General features: G+C 65.7%; 19 protein-coding genes. 10 read left to right on the top strand and 9 right to left on the bottom strand.

The window, feature by feature from the left end; translation table 11 throughout:
* Window positions 1-21 precede the first annotated feature (21 nt).
* Window positions 22-2,586, top strand: coding sequence for an ABC transporter permease (locus tag HNP55_RS03300; protein WP_184296105.1), 2,565 nt, complete (start codon window positions 22-24; stop codon window positions 2,584-2,586).
* A gap of 67 nt (window positions 2,587-2,653) precedes the next feature.
* Here HNP55_RS03300 and HNP55_RS24585 read toward each other — a convergent pair whose 3' ends face one another.
* The 7 genes from HNP55_RS24585 to HNP55_RS03265 all read right to left on the bottom strand — a co-directional run bounded on the left by HNP55_RS24585 (window position 2,654) and on the right by HNP55_RS03265 (window position 12,442).
* Entirely contained in the window at window positions 2,654-4,687 is a 2,034-nt protein-coding gene (locus HNP55_RS24585) for a methyl-accepting chemotaxis protein (RefSeq protein WP_184296103.1), read from the bottom strand.
* Window positions 4,688-4,759: 72 nt separating this feature from the next.
* Window positions 4,760-6,892, bottom strand: a complete 2,133-nt coding sequence (locus HNP55_RS24580; RefSeq protein ID WP_184296101.1) for a methyl-accepting chemotaxis protein — start codon at window positions 6,890-6,892, stop codon at window positions 4,760-4,762.
* 115 nt (window positions 6,893-7,007) lie between these two features.
* Window positions 7,008-7,538 (bottom strand): chemotaxis protein CheW, encoded by a 531-nt coding sequence (locus HNP55_RS03285; protein ID WP_184296099.1) that lies wholly within the window; start codon window positions 7,536-7,538, stop codon window positions 7,008-7,010.
* A gap of 53 nt (window positions 7,539-7,591) precedes the next feature.
* Complete coding sequence (locus HNP55_RS24575; RefSeq protein ID WP_281385215.1) at window positions 7,592-9,427, bottom strand: methyl-accepting chemotaxis protein; 1,836 nt, start codon at window positions 9,425-9,427, stop codon at window positions 7,592-7,594.
* A gap of 45 nt (window positions 9,428-9,472) precedes the next feature.
* The gene (locus HNP55_RS03275) at window positions 9,473-11,608 is read right to left on the bottom strand and encodes a chemotaxis protein CheA (protein WP_184296095.1); all 2,136 of its coding nucleotides are present in this window, start codon (window positions 11,606-11,608) and stop codon (window positions 9,473-9,475) included.
* 41 nt (window positions 11,609-11,649) lie between these two features.
* The gene (locus HNP55_RS03270; RefSeq protein ID WP_124446129.1) at window positions 11,650-12,012 is read right to left on the bottom strand and encodes a response regulator; all 363 of its coding nucleotides are present in this window, start codon (window positions 12,010-12,012) and stop codon (window positions 11,650-11,652) included.
* Window positions 12,013-12,061: 49 nt separating this feature from the next.
* Entirely contained in the window at window positions 12,062-12,442 is a 381-nt protein-coding gene (locus HNP55_RS03265) for a hypothetical protein (protein ID WP_246448122.1), read from the bottom strand.
* A 391-nt stretch (window positions 12,443-12,833) separates the two neighbouring features.
* Between HNP55_RS03265 and HNP55_RS03260 the strand changes: the two genes are divergently transcribed.
* The 5 genes from HNP55_RS03260 (at window position 12,834) to HNP55_RS03240 (ending at window position 18,614) form a co-directional block, all read left to right on the top strand.
* A complete protein-coding gene (locus tag HNP55_RS03260; RefSeq protein ID WP_184296091.1) occupies window positions 12,834-13,976 on the top strand; it encodes a histidine kinase in 1,143 nt (380 codons plus the stop codon).
* Complete coding sequence (locus HNP55_RS03255; RefSeq protein WP_184296089.1) at window positions 13,973-14,620, top strand: response regulator transcription factor; 648 nt, start codon at window positions 13,973-13,975, stop codon at window positions 14,618-14,620. The genes HNP55_RS03260 and HNP55_RS03255 overlap by 4 nt, the downstream gene beginning before the upstream one ends.
* Before the next feature lie 193 nt (window positions 14,621-14,813).
* Entirely contained in the window at window positions 14,814-16,061 is a 1,248-nt protein-coding gene (locus HNP55_RS03250) for a diguanylate cyclase domain-containing protein (RefSeq protein WP_348648648.1), read from the top strand.
* The gene (locus HNP55_RS03245) at window positions 16,048-18,081 is read left to right on the top strand and encodes a TonB-dependent receptor plug domain-containing protein (protein WP_184296085.1); all 2,034 of its coding nucleotides are present in this window, start codon (window positions 16,048-16,050) and stop codon (window positions 18,079-18,081) included. Before HNP55_RS03250 ends, HNP55_RS03245 begins: the two co-directional genes overlap by 14 nt.
* A complete protein-coding gene (locus HNP55_RS03240; protein ID WP_184296083.1) occupies window positions 18,078-18,614 on the top strand; it encodes a YfiR family protein in 537 nt (178 codons plus the stop codon). Before HNP55_RS03245 ends, HNP55_RS03240 begins: the two co-directional genes overlap by 4 nt.
* A gap of 1 nt (window position 18,615) precedes the next feature.
* On the opposite strand, the gene murI is transcribed toward HNP55_RS03240, so the two are convergent.
* On the bottom strand, window positions 18,616-19,473 hold the full coding sequence (gene murI, locus HNP55_RS03235) for a glutamate racemase (RefSeq protein ID WP_184296081.1): 858 nt from the start codon (window positions 19,471-19,473) through the stop codon (window positions 18,616-18,618).
* A 170-nt stretch (window positions 19,474-19,643) separates the two neighbouring features.
* On the opposite strand from murI, the gene HNP55_RS03230 reads away from it, so the two are divergent.
* The 4 genes from HNP55_RS03230 to HNP55_RS03215 all read left to right on the top strand — a co-directional run bounded on the left by HNP55_RS03230 (window position 19,644) and on the right by HNP55_RS03215 (window position 24,206).
* The gene (locus HNP55_RS03230; RefSeq protein WP_184296079.1) at window positions 19,644-20,393 is read left to right on the top strand and encodes an electron transfer flavoprotein subunit beta/FixA family protein; all 750 of its coding nucleotides are present in this window, start codon (window positions 19,644-19,646) and stop codon (window positions 20,391-20,393) included.
* A gap of 26 nt (window positions 20,394-20,419) precedes the next feature.
* Window positions 20,420-21,352 carry an electron transfer flavoprotein subunit alpha/FixB family protein gene (locus HNP55_RS03225; protein WP_184296077.1) on the top strand — a complete coding sequence of 311 codons (933 nt, stop codon included), beginning with the start codon at window positions 20,420-20,422 and terminating at the stop codon, window positions 21,350-21,352.
* Between the two features lie 89 nt (window positions 21,353-21,441).
* On the top strand, window positions 21,442-23,232 hold the full coding sequence (locus HNP55_RS03220; RefSeq protein WP_184296075.1) for an acyl-CoA dehydrogenase: 1,791 nt from the start codon (window positions 21,442-21,444) through the stop codon (window positions 23,230-23,232).
* A 20-nt stretch (window positions 23,233-23,252) separates the two neighbouring features.
* A complete protein-coding gene (locus HNP55_RS03215; protein WP_184296073.1) occupies window positions 23,253-24,206 on the top strand; it encodes an NAD(P)H-dependent flavin oxidoreductase in 954 nt (317 codons plus the stop codon).
* A 19-nt stretch (window positions 24,207-24,225) separates the two neighbouring features.
* Here HNP55_RS03215 and HNP55_RS03210 read toward each other — a convergent pair whose 3' ends face one another.
* Window positions 24,226-24,849, bottom strand: a complete 624-nt coding sequence (locus HNP55_RS03210; RefSeq protein ID WP_184296071.1) for a PEP-CTERM sorting domain-containing protein — start codon at window positions 24,847-24,849, stop codon at window positions 24,226-24,228.
* Window positions 24,850-24,933 lie beyond the last annotated feature (84 nt).

Below are 24,933 nucleotides of genomic sequence, written 5' to 3'. Positions count from 1 at the left end.
GGAGTCGCTACAGTGCCGGGCATGAATGCTTCCCATGCCTCGACTTCCCCGCCCCGCCCGCCGGGCGTGATCCTGATGGCCTGGCGCCAACTCTGGCGCGATTGGCGGGCCGGCGAGCTGCGCCTGCTGATGCTGGCCGTGGGCCTGGCGGTGGCGGCCTTGTGCGCCGTGGGCTTTTTGTCGGACCGCATGGATGGCGGCCTGCGCCGCGATGCGGCCCAGTTGCTGGGCGGCGATGCGGTGCTGGTCAGCGACCAGCCCACGCCGGCCGAGCTGAGCGGCCTGGCCACCGGCCTGGGCCTGCGGCAGGCGCGCATGGTCAATTTCCCCAGCATGGCGCGCGCGCCGGAGGCGGCGGGCGGGCAGAGCCGCCTGGTGGCCATCAAGGCGGTGGGCGGGGCCTATCCTCTGCGTGGCAGCCTGCTGCTGACGGACGGGCGCAAGGTCGGCGCGCCCAAATCGGGCGAGGTCTGGGCCGATGCCCAGGTGCTGGAGGCCTTGAATCTGCATGTGGGCCAGACCATTCTGGTGGGCGATGCCAGCCTGCGGGTGGCCGGCTTGATCGCCAGCGAGCCCGACCGGGGCGCGGGCTTTCTGAACTTTGCCCCGCGCCTGATGCTGGCGGATGAGGACCTGCCCGCCACCGGCTTGATCCAGCCGGCCAGCCGGGTTAGCTACCGCCTGGCCCTGGCCGCTTCGACCGAGGGCGCTAACGCCGATGTTCGGCAGTTTGTGCGGCAGGCCAATGCCTTGATTGAAAAGTCCGGCTGGCGCGGCATGCGCCTGGATTCGCTGGAAACCGGCCGCCCCGAGATGCGCCAGACCCTGGACCGCGCCACCAAGTTTTTGAAGCTGGTGGCCATGTTGTCGGCCCTGCTGGCCGCGGTGGCCGTGGCCTTGGCGGCGCGCGATTTTGCCAACCGCCATCTGGACGACTGCGCCATGCTGCGCGTGCTGGGCCAGCCACAGCGCCGCATCGCCTGGGCCTATGGCCTGGAGTTCGCCAGCGCCGGCCTGCTGGCCAGCGGGCTGGGCGTGCTGGCCGGCCTGGGCCTGCACTACGCTTTTGTGGCCTTGCTGTCGGGCTTGTTCGATGTCAGCCTGCCGGCGCCGGGCTGGCAGCCCGCGCTGATGGGCCTGGGTCTGGGCCTGAGCCTTTTGCTGGGCTTTGGCCTGCCGCCGATTCTGCAACTGGCCTCGGTGCCGGCCTTGCGGGTGATACGGCGCGATCTGGGCGGCTTGAAGGCGGGTTCGCTGCTGGTGCTGGCCGCCGGGGTGCTGGGCTTTGCCGCCATCCTGGTGGTGCTGGCGGGGGATGCGCTGCTGGGCCTGATCGCGGCCGGCGGCTTTGCCCTGGCGGTGGCAATCTTTGCCCTGCTGGCCTGGGCCGCCGTGCTGCTGCTGCGCCGCCTGGTGCCGCTGAGCGTGAACGGTAGCGGCGCGCCGCGCTGGCTCTTGCTGGCCACCCGCCAGGTGGCGGCGCGGCCCAGTTTTGTGGTGGTTCAGGTGTCTTCGCTGGCCGTGGGCCTGCTGGCGCTGGCCTTGCTGGTCTTGCTGCGTACCGATCTGATCTCCAGCTGGCGCAGCGCCACGCCCAAGCATGCGCCGGATCGCTTCGTCATCAATATTCAACCCGATCAGGGCGCCGCATTTCAGGCCCAGCTCAAGCAGCATGGGGTGGAGCGTTATGACTGGTTCCCCATGATCCGCGGCCGCTTGCTGAGCATCAACGGCCAGGAGATCAAGCCGCAGTCCTTCAAGGATGAGCGGGCTCAGCGCCTGGTGGAGCGCGAGTTCAATCTGAGCCACAGCGCCACGCTGCCGGAGCAAAATCAGCTGGCCCAGGGCGCCTGGCAGCCCAACGAGGCCGAGGGCCTGAGCGTGGAAGAAGGCCTGGCCCAGACCCTGGGCCTGAAGCTGGGCGATCAGTTGAGCTTCGACGTGGCCGGCGTGACGGTGGGCGGCCGCATCAGCAGCCTGCGCAAGGTGGATTGGTCCTCGATGCGGGTGAACTTCTTCGTGCTGTTCCCGCGCGCCAGCATGCCGGATCTGCCCAGCACTTTCGTGGCGGCCTATCGCTCACCCCTCGTGCCCGGTGCTGCGCCGCTGGACCGTGAGCTGGCGCGGGACTTCCCCAATATCACCGTGGTCGATGTCTCGGCCCAGCTGAACCAGGTACAGGCCGTGCTGGATCAGGTCATCCAGGCGGTGCAGCTGCTGTTTGCCTTCACCCTGGCCACCGGCCTGCTGGTGCTGCTGGCCTCGGTCGGCAGCACGCGGGAGGCGCGTACGCGCGAATTCGCCCTGATGCGCGCCCTCGGCGCCAGCGGCCAGCTGCTGGCCCAGGTGCAGCGGGCCGAGCTGCTGGGGGTGGGTGCTCTGGCGGGTTTTCTGGCCGGTGCGGTGGCGGTGGGTCTGGGCGCGGTGCTGGCGCATTTTGTGTTCGGCTTCGCCTGGCAGCTGAACCTCTGGGTGCCGCTGATGAGCCTCGTTAGCGGCGCCTTGCTGGCCCAGCTGGCGGGCTGGTGGAGCTTGCGCGGCGTGCTGCAAAGGCCGGTGATGCAGTCGCTGCGCGAGGCCAGCTGAGGAAATGAAAAGAGCCGCAAGCTGCGGCTCTTTCTTTTTGAGGGAAGAGGCTCCGGTCCGAGGCCGCTCAGAAGGACTGCCAGTCGCCCTCGTCATCGTTCTTGCCCGCGCTGGCTGCCGCCGGAGCGGCTGCGGGCGCGGCGGCCTTGGGGCTGGGCGCCGGCCTGGGTGGGCTGGCCTTGGCCGGTGCGGGCTTGAAGCCGCTGGGCTTGAAACTCTTGGCGGCCGAAGCGGGCGAGGGGGTTGATGCCGCGGTGGGCGAGGGTGAGGGTGTGGAGCGGCTGGGCGGGCGCTCATCGCTGCCCAGGCGGAACACCGACACCACCTCGGTCAGGCGGCGCGCCTGATCCTTGAGGCTTTCGGCGGCGGCGGCGGACTGCTCCACCAGGGCCGCGTTCTGCTGTGTCATCTGGTCCAGCTGCACGACGGCGCCATTGACCTGGCCGATGCCGTCGCTTTGCTCGCTGGCGGCGGCGGTGATCTCGCCAATGATGTCGGTCACGCGCTGCACGCTGGAGACGATGTCGGTCATGGAGGCGCCCGCGGCCTCGACCAGCTTGGAGCCGACCTCCACGCGGTCCACGCTGGCGCCGATCAGGCCCTTGATCTCCTTGGCCGCCTCGGCGCTGCGCTGGGCCAGCGAACGCACCTCGCTGGCCACGACGGCAAAGCCGCGGCCTTGCTCACCCGCCCGCGCCGCTTCCACGGCCGCGTTCAGGGCCAGGATATTGGTCTGGAAGGCGATGCCATCGATGACGCCGATGATGTCGTTGATCTTCTTGGAGCTGGTGTTGATCTCGTCCATGGTGCGGACGACCTGGTTGACCACATCGCCGCCCTTGGCCGCGGCCGAGGAGGCCGAGGAGGCCAGCTGATTGGCCGTCAGGGCCGCGTCGGCCGTCTGGCGCACGGTGCCGGTCAGCTCCTCCATGCTGGAGGCGGCCTCTTCCAGATTGGCGGCCGTCTGCTCGGTGCGCTGGGACAGGTCTTGCGCGCCGATGGCGATCTCGGTGGAGGCGGTGGTGATGGAGTTGCTGGCCGAGCGCACGTCCAGCAGGATGTGCTGGATCTTCTCGGCAAACAGATTGAAGGAGGCCGCGATGCGGGACAGCTCGTCGCGCCCCACCTCGGGCAGGCGCTGGGTCAGGTCGCCGCCACCGGCGCTGATTTCGTCCAGGGCGGCGCGGATGCGGTCGATGCCGCGCATCAGGGTGGCGACCACGGTGGTCATCAGCACGACGGCCAGCACCAGCACCACCAGCAGCACGACGGCCGCGGCCCGCAGCAGGGCGCTCAGGGACTGCAGGGCCTCGGACTTGTCGGCCGCGGCGACCAGCACCCAGTCGGTATTCGGGATGGCGACGCCGCGCAGCAGAAAATCGCCCTCGCCGATGCGGGCCTCCTGCCAGTTGGCGCCGCTCTCCTGGAGTTGCGTCAAGGCCTTGGCGTCCAGGCCTGCGGCCAGCTCGGTGACGGGCTTGAGCGAGAGCTTGCTGTCCGGGTGGGCAATGATGACGCCCTTGTTGGAGACCAGAAAGGCAAAGCCATTGGGCGTGGGCTTGATGGCCTTGACGGTGCCCACCACCTCGTTGAGGAAGACATCCGAAGCGACCACGGCCTTGGTGCTGCTGCCTTCCTTGGCGGCGAGCGCGAAGGTCACGACCAATTGGTTGCGCGAGGCGTCCATATAGGGCTCGGTCAGCACCGGCCCATTGCTGGCGGCGGCCAGGGTGTACCAGGGGCGGCTGGTCGGGTCGTAGTCCGGCGGCAGGGGCTCGTCCACATTGAAGAACATGCGCTTGTTGGCATGGCCGACATAGGCCGACTGCAGCTCACCCGACTTGGCCGCCTGGATCAGCAGGGGCACGGGCTCCGCCATCTTGGCCGTGGGCAGGATGGCGGTGACGATATTGCGCTGGGTGTTGACCCACTGGGCGATGGAGGCGCCGCGGGCCGTGGCCAACTCGTTCAGGCTGGACAGCACCTGGGACTGGGTATGGTTGCGGACGATGATGTAGTTCGCGGTGGTGGCCGCCAACAGGGTGAACACCACGACGGCAATGCTCAGGCTGATCAGCCGGGTCTTGATCGAGTCAAACATCAGCGACTCCTGTTGCAGAAAAGGTTTTGAGGGGCTGGGCGGGGCGCGCAGGCTTGGTGGTGGTGGCCGGATTCAAAAGCTTTCCCAATCGCTTTCACCGGCCGCGGCGCTGGATTGGCTCGGGACCGTTTGCGCTTTGGGGGCCGGTGCCGGGGAGGGCTGGGCCGCCTTGCGTATGAGCTGGGCGGCCTTGTGGGCCGGTGAACCGGGCCTCGCCGCAGCCTTGATCGGGTTGCCGGAACTGCTGGGTTTGGCGGTGGGCGCCGCGTGTTTGAGCTGCTGATCGGCGGCCAGATGGAAGATGCCCACCGCCGTGACCAGGCGCTGCGCCTGCTCCTGCAGGCTTGCGGCCGCCGCGGCGGACTCTTCCACCAGCGCGGCATTCTGCTGCGTCATCTGATCCAGCTGCACGACCGATTGATTGATCTGGGCCAGGCCATCGCTCTGGTCGGCGGTGGTGGTGGTGATCTCGGCGATGACGCTTTGCACCCGCTGCACGCTGCTGACGATGTCGCTCATGGACGCGCCCGCCATCTGCACCTGGCGCGAACCGGCCTCCACGCTTTCCACGCTGGCGCCGATCAGGGTCTTGATTTCCTTGGCCGCGGTGGCGCTGCGCTGAGCCAGCGAGCGCACCTCGTTGGCGACCACCGCGAAGCCGCGGCCTTGCTCGCCGGCGCGCGCCGCTTCTACGGCGGCGTTCAGGGCCAGGATATTGGTCTGGAAGGCGATGCCGTCGATGACACCGATGATGTCGTTGATCTTGTGCGAGCTGCTGTTGATCGCCTCCATCGTGGCCACCACCTGGCCCACCACCTCGCCGCCCTTGGCCGCCGCTTCGGCCGCGGTGCTGACCAACTGATTGGCGCTGCGGGCCGAGTCGGCCGTCATGCGCACGGTGCTGGTCAGCTCGCTCATGGAGCCCGAGGCCACTTGCAGGCTGGCGGCCGTCTGCTCGGTGCGATGGCTCAGATCCAGATTGCCCGAGGCGATCTCGGTGCTGGCCGTGCCCACCGAGTCGACCGAGTGGCGCACCACGCCAATCGTGTCGGCCAGGCGGCTGCGCATGGATTCGGTCTGCTTGATCAGCAGGCCGATCTCGTCATTGCGCTCGCTGTGCACGGCCTGGGAGAGATCGCCCTGGGCGATCGCGCTGATGGCGGCGTTGAGCTCGTTCAAGGGCTTGGCCACCCAGTTGCGCATCATCCAGAACAGGCCCAGCCCCAGGCCCGCGGTGGTCAGCAGCAAGATGCCCCAGAAGGGCACCAGGGTCGCCCAGTGCGAGGCCATGGCCTCGCCGCGCGAGACCTGGGCGATGACCCAGTAGCCCGTCTTGCCGCTCTTGCGGACCACGGCGAAATTGTCATTGCGCGGCGTGCCCAGCACATTGGGCGGGTCGGCCCAGTAGGCTGTGTCGGCTTCGCCATGCTCGGCCAGGGTTTTGGCCAAGTCGGGCATGAACTCGCTGACGAGCTTGCCCTTGGCCGTGGGGTGGGAGACGAAGACCGCCTTGGCCGGGTCTTTGTTCATATCGATCACATAGGTGCCGCCGGTGTCGAAGAACTTGGCGCGGCCGGCCATCGCGTCGATGGCGCGTTCGAAGGCGCTCAGCTCGAAACCCACAAACAAGAGCCCCACGATCTTGCCCCCATCGTTCTTGATGGGGTCGTAATAGGTCATGAAGGGGTGGCCGAACAGGACGGCCCGGCCCGAGAAAGGCTTGCCGGCGGAGACGTTGGCGTAAGCCGGGTGCTGCTTGCCCAGCAGGGTGCCCATGGCCCGCTCGCCCTTGGCGTTCTTCAGCGAAGTGGTGATGCGCTCGAAGTCGTCGCCCTTGGCCGCAAACACCGTGGCCACGCCGCCGGTATTGCTGAAGAATTTGTCGACCTGGGTGGTGTTGCCGTTGAGCTTGGGGCCCCAGTCGCGCAATTCGCCCGTGGCCTCGTCGAGCGTGAAGCTGGGGCCGAATTCCTGGCGGAAGGAGCCGTAGTTCTTCTCCACCAGGATGCGGGAGGTCTCGTCCATGGCATGCATGGCATCGACCAGGGACTCGGCCTTGTCGCCCACCCAGGTCACCACCCGTTCATGGGCCACACGAGTCAGCAGGACGCCGACGACGGCGCTGACCGCCAACAGAACCGATGCCAGGGCCACGAAGCCGGTGACGGAAACGCGGCGGGCAATCGAACTTGCACCAGATGCCATGAAGAGATCCCTATCCGACGAATCATTGCGGGGCCCTGGACTGTGGGCCGGATACAGATGTACGGAAGAATGCCCGCGCCCATCAAGGCGCGGGAGGCACCGGCGAGGAAGGGGCTTAGAGACTCAGGGAGTCCATCAAACCCATGTCGGCGCTGCTCATCAATCCTTCGATATCCATCAGGATCAACATGCGCTCGCTGACCGTGCCGATGCCGGTGATGAAGCTGGTGTCGACGGCCGCCGAGCTGAGCTCGGGCGCGGGGCGGATCGCATCGCGGTTGAGTTCCAGCACATCGGAGACCGAGTCCACCACGGCACCAACCACACGGCTCTTGACGTTCAGCACGATCACCACGGTGAAGCTGTTGTACTCGGCGCTGGGGCAGCCCAGCTTGAGGCGCAGATCCACGATGGGCACGATGACGCCGCGCAGATTGACCACGCCCTTGATGAAGTCGGGCGCATTGGCGATGCGGGTGGGCGGCTCGTAGGAGCGGATTTCCTGCACCTTCAGGATGTCGATGCCATATTCCTCGGCACCCAGGCGGAAAGTCAGGTATTCGCCGCTGGAAGGCGTGTGGCCCTTCAGGGTCAGATTGGCAACTTCCTGGCGGATTGCCGGCACGTTTTCTCTAACGGTTTCCATGGCTTACCTCTTTTGTGTACGGGATGGAAGGAGCAGGGGTTGTGAGCGCTTGTTCAAAACGATTCCCAGTCGCCTTCGGCCTGCGCGACCGGGACACTGCGGGCGACGGGTTCGGACCTGGGCGGCTTGGCCGCGCTGCTGGCCGTGGCAGTCGCGCTGCTGCGTGCCGGTTTGGCGGGTGCGAAGTTTGGCTTGCTGATGGCTGGCGCAGCGTTGCCGGCAAGGCTGGGCTTGGCGGCGGCGTGGCTGCTGGAAGCGCCCACGCTGGTGGCCGGGCGCGTGACCGTGCTGCCGCCAAAGCTGTGCTTGCCGGCAGCGCTGCCGCTATTGATCTTGAACTTGTCGACCGCTTCGGCCAGGCGTTCGGCCTGGTCCTTCAGGCTTTCGGCCGCCGCGGCGGATTCCTCCACCAGGGCCGCGTTCTGCTGCGTCATCTGATCGAGTTGCAGCACCGACTGGTTGACCTGGGCAATGCCGTCGCTTTGCTCGCTGGCGGCGGCGGTGATCTCGCCAATGATGTCGGAGACGCGCTGCACGCTGGTGACGATGTCCGTCATCGACTCGCCGGCCTCCTGCACCAGGCGGGAGCCGGTTTCCACCCGCTCAACGCTGGCGCCGATCAGGGTCTTGATCTCGCGGGCGGCCTCGGCGCTGCGCTGGGCCAGGCTGCGCACCTCGCTGGCCACGACGGCAAAGCCGCGGCCTTGCTCGCCGGCACGGGCGGCTTCCACCGCCGCGTTCAGGGCCAGGATATTGGTCTGGAAGGCGATGCCATCGATGACGCCGATGATGTCGTTGATCTTCTTGGAGCTGGTGTTGATCTCGTCCATGGTCGAGACGACCTGGCCCACCACCTCACCGCCCTTGGCCGCCGCGCCGGAGGCCGAGTTGGCCAGTTGATTGGCGGTGCGGGCCGAGTCGGCCGTTTGCTTGACCGTGCCGGTCAGCTGGGTCATGGAGGAGGCGGCTTGCTGCAGATTCGAGGCGGTCTGCTCGGTGCGGCCCGACAGATCCTGATTGCCGGTGGCGATCTCCACCGAAGCGGTGCGTATGCTGTCGGCCGAGGTGCGCAGCTGGCCCACCAGGGTTTGCAGCGCGTGCTGCATATTCTGCAGGGAGCGCATCAGATGCGAGGCCTCGTCCTGGCCTTCGACCTCGATGGCCGTCTTGGTCAGATCGCCCGCCGCGATGGCCTGGGCTAGGTCCTCGGCGTCGGCCAGGGGCTTGCAGATGCTTTGCATATTCAGCAGCGTCAGCGGAATGACCACCACGGCGCTGATCAGCAGAATGGCAATGAAGGCCGTCATCACCCGGTCTTCGGTCTGCTGCGCCTTGGCCAGGGCCGTGTTGGTGTTGGTATCCAACTGCTTGGACAACTCGTCCACCAACTGCTGGGCCGCCTGGATGTCCGCCTTGGCGCTTTCCAATTGCTTGTTGGCCGAGCCAACGCTGTCCACATGGCCGCCGATGATTTCCTTGAAAACCGGTGCGGCCTTGCCCGCGTAGCCCTCGACCAGCGCACTCATCTTGTCCAGGGCCAGGCTCTTGGTCTCGGGCTGGTGGCTCGCCAGATCCTTGGCGGCCTTGCCGAATTGCTGCAGCGTCTGATCCCAGCGCTGCTGATAGGCGCGGGCCGAGTCGGGCGATTGATAGGCAATGAGAATGTCTTTCTCAAAACGCCGCATATCGCCAATGGACTGCACCAAATTGTGCATTTGGTGGCTGGTCTGTATGGTCTGTTCCTTGAATGCCTGCGTCAGGTCATGCATGGCTCGCATGCCAAACAGACCCACGCCCCCGACCACCAACAGCAGTGACAGCACCATCGCAATCGCACCAATCATGCGGGTGCGGATGCTGAACTGCCGGAGCATTGCGCTCATATTCATCGCTAACCTCTATTCCCTGGATACCTACAACTCAGAACTCGGGGCTCAGTGCCTGGAGCGACGCACCAGGCTGCCCACGTCCAGGATCAGTGCCACCCGGCCATCGCCCATGATGGTGGCGCCGGAGACGTCGGTGACCTTGCGGTAATTGGCCTCGAGGTTCTTCACCACCACCTGCTGCTGGCCCAGCAACTCGTCCACCAGCAGGGCGACGCGGCCGCCCTCGGCCTCGACCACCACCATGATGGAAGAGACATGCTCGAAGTCGAAGCGCGGCACATTGAAGATGTGCTCCAGGCCTATCACCGGCATGTACTCGTCGCGCACCTCGACCACGCGGCCGGAGCCGGCCACGGTCTTGATGGTGTCGGCCTGCACCTGGAAGGACTCGACCACCGAGGACAGCGGCAGGATGTAGACCTCCTCGCCCACGCCCACGCTCATGCCGTCCATAATGGCCAGCGTCAGCGGCAGGCGCACCGAGACCTTCATGCCATAGCCTTCGGCGGAATCGATCTCCACCGTGCCGCCCAGGGCCGTGATGTTTTTCTTGACCACGTCCATGCCCACGCCGCGGCCCGACACATCGGTCACCACATCGGCGGTGGAGAAGCCCGGCGCGAAGATCAGGCCCCAGACCTCGGCATCGGTCATGGAGTCGGGCGCGTCAATGCCTTTCTCGCGCGCCTTCTGGATCAGCTTGTTGCGGTTCAGGCCCTTGCCGTCGTCGCGCACCTCGATCACGATGGAGCCGCCCTGGTGCGAGGCCACCAGGGTGATGGTGCCTTGCTCGGGTTTGCCGCGGGCCAGGCGCTCGGCCGGCATTTCGATGCCGTGGTCGCAGCTGTTTCTAACCAGATGGGTGAGCGGATCGGTGATCTTCTCGACCAGGCTCTTGTCCAGCTCGGTGGCTTCGCCCTGGGTGACCAGTTCGACCTTTTTGCCCAGCTTGGCGGCCAGGTCGCGCAGCATGCGCGGGAAGCGGTTGAAGACGATGGACATCGGAATCATCCGGATGGACATCACCGATTCCTGCAGATCGCGGGTATTGCGCTCCAGGTCCGCCAGGCCGGAGGCCAGTTGTTGGTACAGGCCCGGCGCCAGATCGCGGCTGTTCTGCGCCAGCATGGCCTGGGTGATCACCAGTTCACCGACCAGATTGATCAGTTGGTCGACCTTCTCGATGGAGACCCGCAGCGTGGACTGGTCCATGCCGGCGGCGGCCGGCTTGGCCTCGGCCTTGGCCACCGGCTTGGCAACGGTGGCCACCGGTTTGGCCTCCTCGCTGGCCTGCACCTTGAGTTGGGTGCCGGCGGGGGCTGCCTCGGGGGTGCCGGGGGCATTGTCGAAGAAGCCGTAGCCGAGATCCTTGTTCTCCGGCTGGACCTCGGGGGCGCCGGGCGCTCCGTCATGGAAGCCGAAGCCGGGGCCGAAGGGCAGCAGCTTGACCTGCTCGCGGGCCACGTGGAAGGTGAACAAATCCAGCAGATCGCTGTCGCTGCTGCTGGTCAGCACCTTGAAGCGGCGCACGCCGTCCGCCGACATGCCGGCGTCCAGGGGCTCGATGGTGCCCAGGTCGGTGATTTCCTTGAACAGCTCGACCAGATTGTCGGCCAGGCTCAAATCGGTCAGCGGGCCGACCTGCAACTCCAGCACGCGTGCGGCCGGCTTGCCAGACTTGGGGGCCGGGGCCGGGGCGGTTTCGACCGGGGCCGCTGGCGCCGCTGCGGCCGTGGGCGCGGCAGGCGGCGCCGCTTGCTCGCCGTCCACAAAGCCGCGGATGCTGGCCAGCAGCTCGGAGGTGTCCACCGCGGCAGCGCCCGAACCTTGGTGACGGCCCAGCTGAGCGCGCAAGGCGTCGCCCGACTGCAGCAAGGTGTCCACCATGGCGGAGTTGGGGGCCAGCTCGTGGCGGCGCAGCTTGTCCAGCAGCGTCTCCATCTGGTGGGTCAGCTCGGCCACATCGCCGAAACCAAAGGTCGCGGCACCGCCCTTGATGGAGTGGGCGCAGCGGAAGATGGCGTTGAGTTCTTCGTCGTCGGCGGTCTCGACGTTCAGGTTCAGCAGCAGCTGTTCCATATTGTCGAGGTTCTCGCTCGCCTCTTCGAAAAAGACTTGATAGAACTGGCTCAGGTCAATCCCTGCGCTCAGGCTTGCGCCTTCGGAAGTCATTTCTCCCATGCCTTACTCCAATTTAGTTCCAAAATGGGCGGGACAGGGTCTCAACGAATGACCTTGCCAATCACTTCGATCAGCTTGGCCGGATCGAAGGGCTTGACCAGCCAACCCGTTGCACCGGCGGCACGGCCGGCTTGCTTCATCTGATCGCTGGACTCGGTGGTCAGGATCAGGATGGGTGTGGTCTTGAACTTGGGGTTGTCGCGCAGCTTCTTGGTCAGGCTGATGCCGTCCATGCGGGGCATGTTCTGGTCGGTCAGCACAAGATCGAAGTCACGGGTGCTGGATTTCTCCAGGGCATCTTGCCCGTCCACCGCTTCAACGACGTTGAATCCAGCGTTTTTGAGCGTGAAGGAGACCATTTGGCGCATCGAGGCCGAATCGTCCACAGCAAGAATTGAGTGCATTGTTATCTCTCCGGGTATCAAGCTGATTTCGGTAAGTTTGCTAGGCTCTTTAGAACAATTCGATGGAGCCCGCGTCCATTTCGTCCTGGGTTACAGGGTTAGGGCGAAGCGGCGCGATCTCGACCACGACGGTGCCGTCCTCATCATCGCCAAAGGTGTCGCGAGCCAGTTGGTCGGCGCAGTTGCGCAGGCGCTGGCTGGTGTGGGCGATCAGTTGCGTGGCCATGTCCTGGAACTGCAAGGCCGTGATGGCGCCGGCGATGTGCTCCATCACCTTTTGCAGCGTGGCGCTGTCGGCGCTGGAGGCTTCGTCGGCCCGGCGCTTGAGCGCCGAGACATGGTTGGAGGCGCTGTAGAAATGTTCGGACAGCGCCTCGCCCGCATCGTCCAGCAGGCGCTGCAGGCGTTCCAAATCATTGGTGACCGTCATCAGATGATCTTGGATCTCCGCTGCGGCGAGCAACGGCAGCATCCCTTGATCGGGAGGTTCCTGCGTTTCATTCATCAGCATTTTTGCTCCACGCCTGTTGAACCGATGTCGGCCCTTTTTGTTGGACCTTGACCCTCAAGCCATGCCCCGCTGAAAGGGCAGCAGCCGGACAGATAGGGATTGACCATTTGCTGTATGGCATCTTCGGCATTTCTGCTTCGGCTGTCGACAAGACAAAGCGGGCAGAAGCAGTCTATTTGTGTGTTTGAGCCGAAGTATCGAGTCGGCCCTCATTGATAAGCCCAGGAATCGACGGTGTTTTGGCTGGCTTTTCCGCAGGCGTGTTTGCCATGCTCTGCTGCCTTCACGCAACACCGGCATACTTCGGGCCATGTCGAGTCCAAACGCCGAACGCAAATTGCGCATATTGCATGTCGAAGATTCCGAGCTGGATCACCAATTGATCATGGCCCAGCTGCGCCGGGCCGGCCTCAATCTGGAGCTGGTCCGCATGGATTCCCTGGCCGAGATTGGCGCCGCCCTGGCCCAGCCCTGGGATGCCATCGTTTCAGACTACAACCTGCCCGGATTTTCGGGCCTGGTGGTCTTGGACATGCTGAAGGAAAGCCGCCGTTTGCTCCCCTTTATCCTGGTTTCAGGCGAGATTGGCGAGGACACGGCGGTGGCGGCCATGCGCACCGGCGCCTCGGATTACCTGCTTAAAAAAGACTTGGCGCGCCTGGCGCCGGCGCTCTTGCATGCCATCGAGGCGAGTGAATCGCAGCGCGCCCGTATCGAGGCCGACCGGGAGCTGCTCAAGTCCAAACAGCGCCTGCACGAGCTGGCCGGGCATTTGCAGACCAGCATCGAGATGGAGCGCGCGGCCATCGCCCGCGAGATCCATGACGATGTGGGGGGCTCGCTGACGGCGCTGAAGTTCGACCTGGCCTGGATCAACCGGCATGCCAAGGATGCCGCCGTGCAGCAGCGGGTGCAGTCGGCGCTGGAGACGGTGACCTCGGCCATCGAGGCCAGCCAGCGCATCATGCACAACCTGCGGCCGGCCATTCTGGAGCAAGGCCTGGTGGCGGCGGTGCAGTGGATGGCGGCGCGTTTTGAGCGCCGCACCGGCATCGCCACCACGGTGCGTACCAGCCACGAGCAGATGCAGCTGCCGCCGGGCGTGCCCTTGGTGGCCTATCGCACGGCCCAGGAGGCGCTGACCAATGTCTCCAAACACGCCAATGCTAGCCGGGTGGACATCGAGTTGAGCGTGGACTCGGGGGTTTTGACCCTGGAGCTCAGTGACAATGGCCAGGGAATAGCGCCCGGTGCTCTGGCAAAGGCGCGCAGCTTTGGAATTCGCGGTCTGCATGAACGCGCGGCAACGGTAGGAGGTTGGGTGGACTTGAGCACGAACAACAAGGGCGTCAGCCTGATTCTTTCCGTCCCTCTTCAGGACCAGGGCCCGGACGCCGGCCTGGAGCTGGGGGCCGAGGCCGGCCATGATCCGTCCGCCTGGGGGCAACTATGATCAAGGTCATTCTTTGCGATGACCATGCGCTGATCCGGCGCGGCATCCGCGACACCTTGTCCGACGTGGCCGATATCGAGGTCATCGGCGAGGCCGGCGACTACGGCGAGCTGCGCAGCCTGCTGCGCGATCTGGGCCCCAATGCGGGCTGCGATGTGCTGGTGTTGGACATCAATATGCCGGGTCGCAGCGGCCTGGATGTGCTGCATGTCTTGAAGGACGAGGGCACGACGATACGCACCCTGATCGTTTCCATGTACCCGGAGGACCAGTACGCCATCCGTGCCCTGCGCGCTGGAGCTTATGGTTATGTCAACAAGGGCGGCGACCCGCAGGTGCTGGTGCAGGCGGTGCGCACCGTGGCCCAGGGGCGCAAATACGTGACGCCCGAGATCGCCCAGATGCTGGTGGAAAGCCTGACCGCGCCGGCCGCCGAGCAGGCGCACCAAAAGCTCTCCGACCGCGAGCTGCAGACCCTGGTGATGATTGCCTCGGGCAAGCGCCTGTCCGACATCGCCGAGGAGCTGATGCTCAGCCCCAAGACCGTCAGCGTCTACCGCGCCCGGGTGCTGGAGAAGCTGGCCCTGGCGAACAACTCCGAACTGACGGTCTACGCCATCCGTAACGGCCTGGTCGCGAGCTGAAGCCGTCTTTGTGCCGCGATATTCGAGCGGACGCGATGGAGGCCGGCGTGATAGAACCGCTGTGTTGCGGCCCGCATGGTGCGGGCCGCCTGTTGCAAGGCCTATGGCTCCAACCTCATCGCCCCCGCCGTCTTCCCCATCGCCGCTGCCCGATTTAGCCGAGCGCAGGTCCGCCGCAGGGGCGGACTCCCTGGTGCTGCGCCTGACCCGCCTGAATCTGCAGGTGCTGTCGGTCACCATGCTGCTGACCTTTGCCTTGATTGCCGGCGCCTCCTTGTTTGCGGCCCGTACGCTGCAGGCTCAGGCCGCGGTGCGCAGCGCACAGCTGCTGGCCAATAGCCTGGCACCCACGCTGGTGTTCGAGGACAAGGCCGCGGCGATCACCGAGGTGTCGATCTTGTCGAAAACCAGCGAGGTGCGCGCGATCCGGGTGCTGAATGCGTCTGCCATGCCTTTTGTGCAGTGGCCGCTTGAGGAGGTAGGGGCCTGGCCCGCCGTGCCGGCCGAGTTGGCGGGCGCCGATGTGTTCAAGCGCAGGCATCTCAAGGACGTGGAGGTCTGGGTCGCCATCAAGCTCAAGGGCGAGCGGGTGGGCAGCCTTTATATGAAGGAAAGCCTGCAAGCCGTGCAGCTGGCCGTGCTGCGCATGGTGGCCTTGTCGGCCCTGCTGGTCGCGCTGGCGATCTGGCAGGCGGGCCGTTTGCTGCGCTGGGTGCAGCGCCGCGCCCTGGCGCCGATTGTGGAGCTGTCGGTGCTGGCCGAGCAGGTCGCGCTGAGCCAGGACTACAGCCGCCGGGCCCAGGTGCACGGGCCCGACGAGGTCGGCCGCCTCAGCGAGCGTTTCAATCAGATGCTGGAGCGGGTTGAGATCGGCCAGGCGGAGCTGAACCAGAGAGTGCGCTTGGAGCAGCAGGCCGGCCAGCAGTTCGAGCAACTGGCCCATCGTGACAGCCTGACCCAGCTGCCCAACCGCCTGTTCTTCCAATCGACGCTGCAGCGCCATGTGCTGCAAAGCTGCCAGCAGGCCGATTTGATGGCCTTGATGTTCATCGACCTGGACAATTTCAAGGCGGTGAATGATCAGCACGGGCATGAGGTGGGGGACGCCGTGCTGCGCGAGGTGGCCAGCCGCATGTCCAAGGTCTTGCGCAATGCCGACGTGCTGTGCCGGCTGGGGGGCGACGAGTTCGCCCTGATCCTGCCGGCCTTGCCGAACGAGGCGGTGGCCGAGCAACTGGCCCAACGCCTGATCGCTGCGGTGCAGGAACCCATGATGATGGGCGGCCATCTGATGCCTGTAGGCGCCACCATAGGCCTGGCTTTTTGCCCGACCGAGGAGATGGACGCGCCACATCTCTTGCGCGCCGCCGATGCGGCCATGTATGCGGCCAAACGCGCGGGCAAGAACACTTTTCGGAGGGCTGCGCATGCGGCGCAATAGTCTGGATTTGGCGCAGCGGCTGCCGCTGCCCTCGCACAGCGGCCTGCTAAGCCTTTTCTGCGTTTTGGCCTTGTCGGCGGGTGCCGCTTTTGGCCAGGCAGACGCTGGTTCAGCGTCGCTGCCGCAAGACATGGATCTGGAGGCCTTGCTACGCCAGCCGCTGCGCCAGGTGCCGCGCGACGTGGAGGTCAGCACCTCCTCAAGGTTTGCCCAAAGTGCGGCGCAGGCGCCTGGCACCACCTATGTCATCACGGCCGAGGACATCAGCCGCTTCGGTTTCCGCAATATGGCCGACATCCTGCGCGCCATGCCCGGCTTGTATGTCTCCAAGGGCTATGACTTCAGCTATGTCGGCGCCCGCGGCCTGGGGCGCCCCGGGGATCTCAATGCGCGCCTGCTGTTCCTGCTCGACGGGGTGCGGCTGAACGAGAACGTCTACGACGCGGGCCAGATCGACGAGGAGTTTTTCGTCGACGTGGGCTTGATCGAAAGAGTGGAGTTCACGCCCGGGCCGGGTTCCTCCCTCTACGGCAATAACGCCTTTCTGGGTGTGATCCAGGTGATGAGCAAACGGACCGACAAGCTGGCCGGCGCCCAGGCCTTTGCCAGCCGCGACTCGGCGGGCTTGCAGCGCCTGCGCGCCAGCTGGGGGCATCGCTCCGAAGCCGGATGGGAGGGCTGGATTGCCGCCAGCCAGATCCAGCAGGAGCATCGCCCCGTGCCCATCGAGCTTACGCCCGAGCTGGAGGCGGCCCAGCGGGATCGGCTCTGGCTTCGTGGCAAGCATGTGCTGGCGAGCTTCAATGCCGCAGGTTGGCAGTTGCGCGGAGGCAGTTCGGCGCTGAAGCAGGGCGTGCCCAGCGAGGTGCCCGACGCCGCGCCGCCGCGTTTTGAGCAAGGCGAGTTGATCACCGAGAACGACTTTCTGTCGCTGTCCCACGAGCGCAGCCTGGGGCCGGACTGGGATCTGTTTGCCGGCTTCAGCCTGAAGCGCAGCAAGTACCAGGAGCGCTGGCCCTGGCAGGACCCCGAGACCCAGCGGCAGCACGCTTTTACCGTGACGGCCTTCGGGCGCTGGTGGAATGCCGATGTCCGTCTGAGCAGCCAGCGCTGGGCAGGGCATCGCGTGATGGCGGGTCTGGATTTCCAGCGCGACGAGGCGCAGCAGATCGACGTTGGGCTGGAGGGTGAGACGCCCTTGCAGGCCTTTTACGGCATCAACCGCCGCATCGGCTTGTTCATCCAGGATGAATGGCGGCTCAGCTCCACGCAGAGCTTGCTGCTGGGCCTGCGCCGGGACAGCTCGAACGTCAGCGACGCCAGCGTCAACCCGCGCCTGGCCTGGGTCTGGAATGGATGGCCAAACGCCACCTTGCGGCTGATGTATGGCAGCGCCTTCCGCGCCCCCAATCTGAATGAGTACGCCACCAATGTGTCCTGGGCGGCGCCCCTGCCCGGGCCCGAGCGGATCAAGACCTTCGAAACCTCCTGGGTGCACTCGATCACGCCTGCTTTGCAGTACCGTGTTTCCCTGTACCGCTCCAAACTGGCGGACCTGATCGAGCAGAACCGGGTGGACCTGCCCATCTTCGAGAATCGCGTCAATCTGCACAATGTGGGCGGCGACCTCGATGTGGAGCAGCGCTGGCAGCGGGGCAGTGTCCTTCGCCTGAGCCTGTCCTTGCAGCGCAGCCGTGATGCCACGGGCCAGGGGCTGAGCAATTCGCCCAGTGCCTTGTTCAAGCTGTTCTACAGCCAGGCCCTGGCCGGTGACGCGCTGCAGCTTTCCTGGCAGCTGTTGGCCGCGAGCCGGCGCGTCAACCAGGGCCTGGCGATACCGGCTTATGGCCTGAACCATCTGACCTTGTTGTGGCGTCCCAGCCTGGATCTGGAGCTGAGCCTGGGCGTCTACAACCTTGGCGATGTGCGCAGCATCGAGCGCCCGTCCCCAAATGGCTTGGCCTTGAAGCAGCCGGGGCGGACCGGCCAGATCAGCCTGAGCTGGAGATTCGACCGATGAGCTGGCTCCTGTCCCGCTGTTTGCGCCTGGGCCTGGTGGCCGGCTGGCTGGCCGCTGCCGGGTCTGGGGCGGCCGCCGCGCCGCTGGCACCGGAGGACGCCCAGCTCAAGGCTGCCTTCCTTTACCGCTTTGCCCAGTTCACCCAATGGCCGCCACCGCCGCTGCGCGAGTTCACCTACTGCCTGGCCGGCCAGGCCGGCATGCGGGAGGCCATGCAGGCGCTGGCGCTGAAGGCGCACGAGGTCGGCAAGGTGCGCATGCGTTATCTGACCGAGCCTCAACAAGTGGGGCAGTGCCAGTTGCTGCTGCTGGGTTTCAGCGACCGCGCCGATCTGCAGCGCTGGATGGAGGCCGCCGCGGCCGAACCGGTGCTGATCGTGGGCGAGAGTGCCCTGGCCTTTCACGACGGCGCCGTCATCGCCCTGGTGCAGGAGCCTAACGGCCTGGCGTTCCGGATCAATAACACCGAGGCCAAGCGGCGCGGCCTGGTGCTGAGCTCGCAGATGCTCAAGCTGGCGCGCGAGGTGCGCTAAATCAGATGTTCAGGGCCTGGGCTTGCAAGCCCTCCCAACCCAGCACATCGCGCACAAAAGCGCTCAGCGCCGGGGCGCTGCCGGTGGTCTGCAGGGTGGGTGGCGGCGCGGGGTCGGCCGGGTCCTGGGCCCCGGCGGCCAGGCGCTGCCACAGGCGCGCCGCCTGCTGGGCTACCGCCGATTCGATATTGAGCAACTGCACCTGTTCGCCCAAGGCCTGCTGCAGCGGGCCTTGTATCAGGGGGTAGTGGGTGCAGCCCATCAAGACGGTGTCGACCTCGGCGGCCCGCAGCGGGGCGCAGAGCTGGGCCAGCAATTGGTGCAGGGCCGGTGTGTCCAGCTCGCCGCGCTCGATCAGCTCCACCAGGCCCGGGCAGGCCTGGCTGAACACCTGCACCTCGCCCGCATGCCGCTTGATCAGATCGGCAAAGCGCGCGCTGGCAATCGTGGCCGGCGTGGCCATGACACCGATGCGGCCCTTGCGCGTGCTGGCGACGGCGGGCTTGATGCCGGGCTCGGTGCCGACGATGGGGATGTCGGGCCAGCGCTGCCGCAGCGCCTCGATCGCATGGGCGGTCGCGGTATTGCAGGCCACCACCAGCAGGCGGGCGCCGCGGGCGATCAGGTACTCGCTCACCGCCTCGCTGCGCTGGATGATGGAGGCCGGCGTCCGCAGGCCGTAGGGCGCGTAGCCGGCGTCGGCCACATAGTGCATGGGCACTTGCGGCAGCACTCGGCGCAGCTCGCGCAGAACCGTCAGGCCGCCGACGCCGGAATCGAAGACACCGATGCTGGCGGGCCCGGCCGCCAAGGCCGAGTCTGGAGGAGAGGGGGGCGGGGAGGCAGGGAGGGCATTCATTGAGTGCGGCAGTCTAACGATTGTCCGCACAAGCCTGTGCCGTGCCGGCGATTTCATGCCTAAAATAGAACGATCGTGCTATTTTTTCTGCAGAGCGCTCGCGGAATCGGCTGCGCCGCCCGTAGAATCTGATTAACTAACGTTAACGTCAATTAGCCTTGGAGTCATCAATGAAGGTTCTGGTTCCTGTCAAACGAGTGGTCGACTACAACGTCAAGGTGCGCGTCAAGAGCGACGGCACCGGCGTGGACATCGCCAATGTCAAGATGTCGATGAACCCCTTTGATGAGATCGCCATCGAAGAGGCGGTTCGCCTGAAGGAAAAGGGCGTGGCCACCGAGGTGATCGCCATCTCTTGCGGTGTGACCCAGTGCCAGGAAACCCTGCGCACCGCCATGGCCATCGGTGCCGACCGCGCCATCCTGGTGGAAACCGATGCCGAGCTGCAGCCCCTGGCCGTGGCCAAGCTGCTCAAGGCCCTGGTCGACAAGGAACAACCCGGCCTGGTGATCCTGGGCAAGCAAGCCATCGACGACGATTGCAACCAGACCGGTCAGATGCTGGCCGCCCTCACCGGCCTGCCCCAGGGCACTTTCGCCAGCAAGGTGGAAGTGACGGGCGAAGAAGTCGCCGTGACCCGCGAGGTCGATGGCGGCCTGGAAACGGTCAAGCTCAAGCTGCCCGCCGTGGTGACTACCGACCTGCGTCTGAACGAGCCGCGCTACGTCACCCTGCCCAATATCATGAAGGCCAAGAAAAAGCAGCTGGACGTGGTCAAGCCGGCCGATCTGGGTGTGGACGTGGCCCCGCGCATCAAGACCTTGAAGGTCGAGGAGCCGCCCAAGCGCAGCGCTGGCATCAAGGTGGCCGATGTGGCCGCCCTGGTGGACAAGCTCAAGAACGAGGCGAAAGTCATCTAAGACTGCAAAGAATCAGGAGAAAAAACATGACTGCTCTCGTTATTGCCGAACACGACAACGCCTCCATCAAGGGCGCCACCCTCAACACCGTCACGGCCGCGCTGGCCTGCGGTGGCGAGGTCCATGTGCTGGTGGCCGGCCACAATGCCGGCGCCGCCGCTGCCGCTGCTGCCCAGATCGCCGGTGTAGCCAAGGTGCTGCATGCCGACGCCGCCCAACTGGCCGATGGCCTGGCCGAGAATCTGGCCGCCCAGGTGCTGGCCCTGGCTTCCGGCTACAGCCACATCCTCTTCCCCGCCACCGCCTCGGGCAAGAACGTGGCGCCGCGCGTCGCCGCCCTGGCCGATGTGGCCCAATTGAGCGATGTGACCAAGGTCATCAGCGCCGACACCTTCGAGCGTCCCATCTACGCCGGCAATGCCATCGCCACCGTGCAAAGCGGCGATGCCACCAAGATGTTGACCGTGCGCACGACCGGCTTTGATGCAGCGCCCGCCAGCGGTGGCAGCGCCGCCGTCGAAGCCCTGGCGGCCGTGGCCGACAGCGGCAAGTCAACCTTCGGCAGCCGTGAAATCGCCAAGAACGACAGGCCCGAGCTGACCGCCGCCAAGATCATCGTCTCCGGTGGCCGCGCCATGGGCAGCAATGACAAGTTCATGGAGGTGCTGACGCCCCTGGCCGACAAGCTGGGTGCGGCCCTGGGTGCCTCGCGCGCCGCTGTCGATGCGGGTTATGCCCCCAACGACTGGCAGGTGGGCCAGACCGGCAAGATCGTCGCCCCCCAGCTCTATATCGCCTGCGGCATCAGCGGCGCCATCCAGCATCTGGCCGGCATGAAGGACTCCAAGGTCATCGTTGCGATCAACAAGGATGCCGAAGCCCCCATCTTCAGCGTGGCCGACTACGGTCTGGAGGCCGATCTGTTCAGCGCCGTGCCCGAGTTGGTGAGCGCACTCTGATCGAGATCCGCACTAACGCTTGATTTCAACAGGCGCCCGACTTCACGGTCGCGGCGCCTTTGTTTTGTCTGAACAAGAAGGAGACCCCCATGCCTTACCGCGCCCCCGTCAAAGACATGCTCTTCAATATGCAAGAGCTGGCCGGCCTGCAAGCCCTCAACCAGATCCCCGAGTTTGCCGACTTCGACCTTGATACCGCCCAGGCCGTGCTGGAAGAGTGCGCCAAGCTCAATCAAGACATCATCGCGCCGCTGAATTTCGAGAGCGACAAGAACCCCTCCTATCTGAAGGACGGCCAGGTCTTCACCTCGCCCGGCTTCAAGCAGGCCTTCCGCCAGTTCGCCGAAGGCGGCTGGCAGGGCCTGCAACACCCCACGGCCTTTGGCGGCCAGGGTATGCCCAAGACGATTGGCGCGGCCTGCGGCGAGATGATGAACAGCGCCAGCATCAGCTTTGCCTTGTGCCCCTTGCTGACCGACGGCGCGATCGAGGCCTTGCTGACGGCCGGCAGCGAGGAGCAGCGCAATACCTTCATCCCCAAGTTGATCGACGGCAGTTGGACCGGCACGATGAATCTGACCGAGCCCCAGGCCGGCTCCGATCTGGCCCTGGTGCGCACCCGCGCCGAGCCCCAGCCCGACGGCACTTACAAGATTTTCGGCACCAAGATCTTCATCACCTACGGTGATCACGATATGGCCGACAACATCATCCACCTGGTGCTGGCCCGCGTGGCCGGCGCGCCGGAGGGGGTGAAGGGCATCAGCCTCTTCATCGTGCCCAAATTCCTGGTCAATGCAGATGGGTCGCTAGGCGCGCGCAACGACGCGCACTGCGTCTCCATCGAGCACAAGATGGGCATCAAGGCCAGCCCCACGGCCGTGCTGCAGTTCGGCGACAAGGGCGGCGCCATCGGCACCTTGGTCGGCCAGGAGAACCGCGGCCTGGAATACATGTTCATCATGATGAACGCGGCCCGCTTCGGCGTCGGCGTGCAGGGCATCGCGATCGCCGAACGTGCTTATCAAAAAGCCGTGGCCTATGCCCGTGACCGGGTGCAGAGCCGCCCCGTGGACGGCTCGGTGGCCGGCAGCGCCGCCATCATCCACCACCCCGATGTGCGCCGCATGCTGATGACCATGCGCGCGCTGACCGAAGGCTGCCGCGCCATGGCCAGCGTGGCCGCCGCGGCCTATGACGCCGCCCACTACCACCCGGACGCCGAGACCCGCAAGCAGAACCAGGCCTTCTACGAATTCATGGTGCCCCTGGTCAAGGGCTATAGCACCGAGATGAGCCTGGAGGTCACCGACCTGGGCGTGCAAGTGCATGGCGGCATGGGCTTTATCGAGGAGACCGGCGCGGCCCAACATTACCGCGACGCCAAGATCCTGACCATTTACGAGGGCACGACCGCCATCCAGGCCAACGACCTGGTGGGCCGCAAGACCAGCCGCGACGGTGGCCAGATGGCGCGCGCCTTTGCCGGCCAGATCGAGGCCACGGAAGCCCTGCTGGCCCAGCGCGACAGCGCGGCCGCCAAGTCCGTGCTCAAGCGCCTGAGCGCCGCCCGCCAGGCTTATCTGGACGCGGTGGACTTCATCTCCGCCCAGGGCAAGGGCAATCCGAACGCGGCCTATGCCGGTTCGGTGCCCTATCTGATGCTGGCCGGCAATCTGGTGGCCGGCTGGCAGCTGGCGCGTTCCCTGCTGGTGGCCGAAGACAAGCTGACCGCAGGTGAAGACACGGCCTTTATGAGCGCCAAGATCGCCACGGCCCGCTTTTATGCCGAGCACATCCTGGCCCGCGCGGGCGGCTTGCGCGACGCCATCGTCGAGGGTGCCGACAGCGTCACCGCCATGCCCCTGGACGCCTTCTGAACATACACAAGGAAACTCCCATGGCCCTGCCTCCCATCCTGCAAAACCTGCCCCTGCCCATCATCGCTTCGCCGATGTTCATCGTCAGCACACCCAAGCTGGTGATTGCCCAGTGCAAGGCCGGTGTGATCGGCTCCATGCCCGCGCTCAACGCCCGTCCGGCCGAGCAGTTGGACGAGTGGCTGAAGGAAATCACCACCGAGCTGGCCGCCTACAACCAGGCCAACCCGGACAAGCCGGCCGCACCCTTCGCCATCAACCAGATCGTGCACAAGAGCAATGAGCGCCTGCAGCATGACCTGGAAGTCTGCGCCAAGTACAAGGTGCCCATCATCATCACCTCGCTGGGCGCGCGCGAGGATGTCAACCAGGCCGTGCATGCCTGGGGCGGCATCGTGCTGCACGACATCATCAACAACAAGTTCGCCAGGAAGGCCATCGAGAAGGGCGCCGATGGCCTGATCGCCGTGGCCGCCGGTGCCGGCGGCCATGCGGGCGTGAAGAGCCCCTTTGCGTTGATTCAAGAGATTAGGCAGTGGTTCGACGGCCCCTTGGCCTTGTCGGGCGCCATCGCCTCGGGCGATGCGGTGCTGGCGGCGCAGGCCATGGGCGCGGACTTCGCCTACATCGGTTCGGCCTTCATCGCCACCGATGAAGCGCGCGCGGCCGAGGGCTATAAGCAGATGATTGTCGACAGCAATAGCGATGACATCGTCTACAGCAATCTCTTCACCGGCGTACACGGCAACTATCTGCGTGGCTCCATCGTCAATGCCGGCATGGACCCCGACAGCTTGCCCGAGAGCGACCCCAGCGCGATGAACTTTGGCGGCGACTCCAAAAAGGCCTGGAAGGACATCTGGGGTTGTGGCCAGGGCATTGGCACCGTCAATGCCGTTGTGCCCGCGGCCGAGTTGGTGGACCGCTTGGTGCGTGAGTACCGGGCGGCCCGCCAGCGGCTGGCGCTGGCCTGAGGGCTGGCTAGGACTGCTATCAGTCCCGCGTACGGCGTTGGCGCAGGGCGGCCAGCATGAGCAGGCCTGCCGCAAGGCTGAGATAGGTGGCGGGCTCGGGAATGGCTGACACTTCGATGCGTGCCGAGGGCGCATCCGAAGGGCCGGTGTTGAACCAGTTGCCGTTGTTTGTGAAGGCCCAAAGCGAGCTACCTGGCGTGCCGCCGCCCTGCCAGGTGCCATTGCTGCCAAGGTCAGCGGTGGCGGTCAGGAAATAGTTGCCGGCGCCCAGTGTCCAGCCCAGGCCGCTTGCGCCCGAATTGGCCGTCGGATTGGCCAGGGTGGTGGAGTACAGAAAGGTGTTGGAGGGCAGGGTGCCGGAGGCCGCCATCACGCCCAGTTGAAAGCTGCCGCTGCCTTGGATGGAGGTCAGGATGTTGTCGATCTTGGCGGCCGCACTCAGGCTGAAGGCGACGGCAAGGTTCTGACCCGTGCCGGCGCTGAGCTGGTACAGCGACCAATTGAGCCCCGGGCTGGTATCGCCGGGGCCGAAAGTATCGAGCACGACGGTCGCCTGGGCCGTCGAGGCGAGGCCAGCCAGGCATAGGGCCATGGCCAGGCCATGGAGTCGGGCAGGATGGTGGGAAACCTTGGATTTGATCATCTCGGGCACCTCTGGAGGGAAAGCCAGCCAATATCGGCGGCCCGAGATTAGGTGCCTGTGCCCCTGCCAGCATCACGCGACTTG

The organism is Roseateles oligotrophus, from assembly GCF_014204525.1.
GTDB classification, from domain to species: domain Bacteria; phylum Pseudomonadota; class Gammaproteobacteria; order Burkholderiales; family Burkholderiaceae_C; genus Paucibacter_A; species Paucibacter_A oligotrophus_A.
Note: the sequence above shows the minus strand (reverse complement) of the source record. Positions and strands in the feature narration are given on the sequence as shown.

What these genes read in the sequence shown, in the direction of transcription:
- HNP55_RS03300 (WP_184296105.1), top strand. Translation starts at nt 22, where the DNA reads ATGAATGCTTCCCATGCCTCGACTTCCCCGCCCCGCCCGCCGGGCGTG.
- HNP55_RS24585 (WP_184296103.1), bottom strand. Translation starts at nt 4,687, where the DNA reads ATGTTTGACTCGATCAAGACCCGGCTGATCAGCCTGAGCATTGCCGTC.
- HNP55_RS24580 (WP_184296101.1), bottom strand. Translation starts at nt 6,892, where the DNA reads ATGGCATCTGGTGCAAGTTCGATTGCCCGCCGCGTTTCCGTCACCGGC.
- HNP55_RS03285 (WP_184296099.1), bottom strand. Translation starts at nt 7,538, where the DNA reads ATGGAAACCGTTAGAGAAAACGTGCCGGCAATCCGCCAGGAAGTTGCC.
- HNP55_RS24575 (WP_281385215.1), bottom strand. Translation starts at nt 9,427, where the DNA reads ATGAATATGAGCGCAATGCTCCGGCAGTTCAGCATCCGCACCCGCATG.
- HNP55_RS03275 (WP_184296095.1), bottom strand. Translation starts at nt 11,608, where the DNA reads ATGGGAGAAATGACTTCCGAAGGCGCAAGCCTGAGCGCAGGGATTGAC.
- HNP55_RS03270 (WP_124446129.1), bottom strand. Translation starts at nt 12,012, where the DNA reads ATGCACTCAATTCTTGCTGTGGACGATTCGGCCTCGATGCGCCAAATG.
- HNP55_RS03265 (WP_246448122.1), bottom strand. Translation starts at nt 12,442, where the DNA reads ATGACGGTCACCAATGATTTGGAACGCCTGCAGCGCCTGCTGGACGAT.
- HNP55_RS03260 (WP_184296091.1), top strand. Translation starts at nt 12,834, where the DNA reads ATGTCGAGTCCAAACGCCGAACGCAAATTGCGCATATTGCATGTCGAA.
- HNP55_RS03255 (WP_184296089.1), top strand. Translation starts at nt 13,973, where the DNA reads ATGATCAAGGTCATTCTTTGCGATGACCATGCGCTGATCCGGCGCGGC.
- HNP55_RS03245 (WP_184296085.1), top strand. Translation starts at nt 16,048, where the DNA reads ATGCGGCGCAATAGTCTGGATTTGGCGCAGCGGCTGCCGCTGCCCTCG.
- HNP55_RS03240 (WP_184296083.1), top strand. Translation starts at nt 18,078, where the DNA reads ATGAGCTGGCTCCTGTCCCGCTGTTTGCGCCTGGGCCTGGTGGCCGGC.
- murI (WP_184296081.1), bottom strand. Translation starts at nt 19,473, where the DNA reads ATGAATGCCCTCCCTGCCTCCCCGCCCCCCTCTCCTCCAGACTCGGCC.
- HNP55_RS03230 (WP_184296079.1), top strand. Translation starts at nt 19,644, where the DNA reads ATGAAGGTTCTGGTTCCTGTCAAACGAGTGGTCGACTACAACGTCAAG.
- HNP55_RS03225 (WP_184296077.1), top strand. Translation starts at nt 20,420, where the DNA reads ATGACTGCTCTCGTTATTGCCGAACACGACAACGCCTCCATCAAGGGC.
- HNP55_RS03220 (WP_184296075.1), top strand. Translation starts at nt 21,442, where the DNA reads ATGCCTTACCGCGCCCCCGTCAAAGACATGCTCTTCAATATGCAAGAG.
- HNP55_RS03215 (WP_184296073.1), top strand. Translation starts at nt 23,253, where the DNA reads ATGGCCCTGCCTCCCATCCTGCAAAACCTGCCCCTGCCCATCATCGCT.
- HNP55_RS03210 (WP_184296071.1), bottom strand. Translation starts at nt 24,849, where the DNA reads ATGATCAAATCCAAGGTTTCCCACCATCCTGCCCGACTCCATGGCCTG.